Raw genomic sequence first — 1,855 nt, 5'->3', positions numbered from 1 at the left:
GGAGGCGGCGCAGGCCGGCGGCGCGGACGGCCGGGTCCGGATGGATCATGTTGAAGGTGCCGGACATGGCGCAGAGCTCGACGCCACTCCCCTGGCGGGCGGCGTCGATGCGGGCGAGCGTGGCCTGGTCGATCGCGTCGGGCAATGCTGGGAGGCCGCAGCAGGCGAGGTTGAACTGGCAGGTGGCATAGCCGGCGGCCTTGACCTCGGCCAGGACGGCGGCGGGGTCGCTGCCGGGGAAGGTCTTGGCGAAGATGCCCAGACGCAGGGTCATACCGGGCCCTCCACCTCGGCCAGGCCCACGGGCTGGCCACGCTCGACGCTGCGGGCGATGGCAGCCATGCCGCGCACGGAAGCCAGGCCGTCGGTCACGTCCGCGCCCTGCTGGGGGAGCCCGTGGAGGATCGTGGCGGCAAAGCCCTCCAGCTGGCGGCGGTAGAAATGGCCATCGGCGCCGAGCACACGACGGGTGGTGGCGTCCTGCTCATGAAAGATCTCGACGTCGGAGCTCTTGTAGTACCAGGGATTGTAGGTTTTGGCCTGGATCGAGCCGCGCTCGCCATAGACGGTGAAGCCTTCCTGCCAGTCGCCGCGGATGGCGACGGTGAGGTCGAGATGGCCGAGCGTGCCGCCCGCGAACTCGAGGTCGACGAACCAGCAGAGGGCGCCGAAGCGCTCGGACAGGCGGGCCTGGACGGCGGTGATCTCGCCGGCGAGGTGGCGCGCGGTGTCGAGCAGGTGGCTGCCATGGGCCAGCATGAAGTAGCGGCGCTTGTCGGCCTTGGGATCGCCCGAGGGCTTGCGCGCGTTCCGGCTGGTGACCATCAGCGGCTGGACCGCGTCGGTCATGGCGTAGCGGTGGGTGCTGTCGCAGTACCAGGCTTTGAGTGCCTGGAGCTGGCCCATCTCGGTGCTGATGAACGCCTTGGCGGCCTCGATGCCCGGGTCGAAGCGCTTCATGTGGCCGACCTGGAGGGTCAGGCCGGTCTGCCGGACGGCGGCGGCGAGCTCCTCGACCTCCTCGACGGCGACGCCCAGCGGCTTCTCGCAGAGCACGTGCTTGCCGGCCTGAAGCGCCCGCATCGCGGCGGGCACGTGGAAGGCGTCGGAGGTGGCGATGATCACCGCCTCCAGCTCGGGATCGGCCAGCATCGCGTCATAGTCGGCATAGGCCTTGCGCGGGGCGTGGGTGGCGGCCATGCGCTCGCGCAGGTCGTCGGCCACGTCGCAGATCGCGAACAGCTCGGCGTTCTTCGCCTTGGTGCAGCTCTCGAAATGGGCGGCCTGGGCGATGGGCCCGCAGCCGAGCACGCCCACGCGCAGGAGGCGGTCTTCTTTCTTCGGCATGGTGAAGGTTCCTGTCAGGCGGCGGCTTGGGCGGGCTCAGGCCGGGCGTAGAGGGCCTGGCCGGACTGGCGGTCGAACAGCACGGCCTTGGTGTAGTCGATGTCGAGGGTGCGGGTCTCGCCGGCCTGTACCTGGGTGTCGGCGGGCAGGCGGCCCATGACCTCGACAGCGCCCAGGCGCAGGGCAAGGAAGATGTCGGGGCCGGTCGGCTCCAGCACTTCCACCGTGAAGGGGAGGGACTGGACGTCACGGCTGCGGCTGGTGCCGGGCTCGGTGATCCATTCCGGGCGCAGGCCCAGGGCCACCTTCTGGCCCTGCTGCAGCGTGATGGCGCCGGCGGTGGCAGGGATCGGCAGGATGGCAACGTCGCCGTCCACGCCATCCAGGCGCAGGGCAAGGCGGCCGCTATGGCCGACGATCTGGGCGTCCAGCAGGTTCATGGCTGGCGAGCCCATGAAGGTCGCGACGAAGGTGTTGGCCGGGCGGTCATAGATGTCGGCGGGCGTGC

Annotated in this window: 1 protein-coding gene and 2 pseudogenes; all 3 read right to left on the bottom strand. The window is 70.4% G+C overall.

Annotation, left to right across the window (positions count from 1 at the left end):
- A pseudogene (locus EQG76_RS16715) lies at positions 1 to 274 on the bottom strand (sugar phosphate isomerase/epimerase); the annotation flags it as partial.
- Positions 271 to 1,347, bottom strand: a complete 1,077-nt coding sequence (locus tag EQG76_RS16710; RefSeq protein ID WP_159715471.1) for a Gfo/Idh/MocA family protein — start codon at positions 1,345 to 1,347, stop codon at positions 271 to 273. The pseudogene EQG76_RS16715 and the gene EQG76_RS16710, both read right to left, overlap by 4 nt.
- A gap of 14 nt (positions 1,348 to 1,361) precedes the next feature.
- Positions 1,362 to 1,855: pseudogene (locus tag EQG76_RS16705) on the bottom strand (sugar ABC transporter ATP-binding protein); the annotation flags it as partial.

Origin of the sequence: Geminicoccus flavidas, from assembly GCF_009806515.1 — a bacterium.
Taxonomy (GTDB): Bacteria; Pseudomonadota; Alphaproteobacteria; order Geminicoccales; family Geminicoccaceae; genus Geminicoccus; species Geminicoccus flavidus.
Note: the sequence above shows the minus strand (reverse complement) of the source record. Positions and strands in the feature narration are given on the sequence as shown.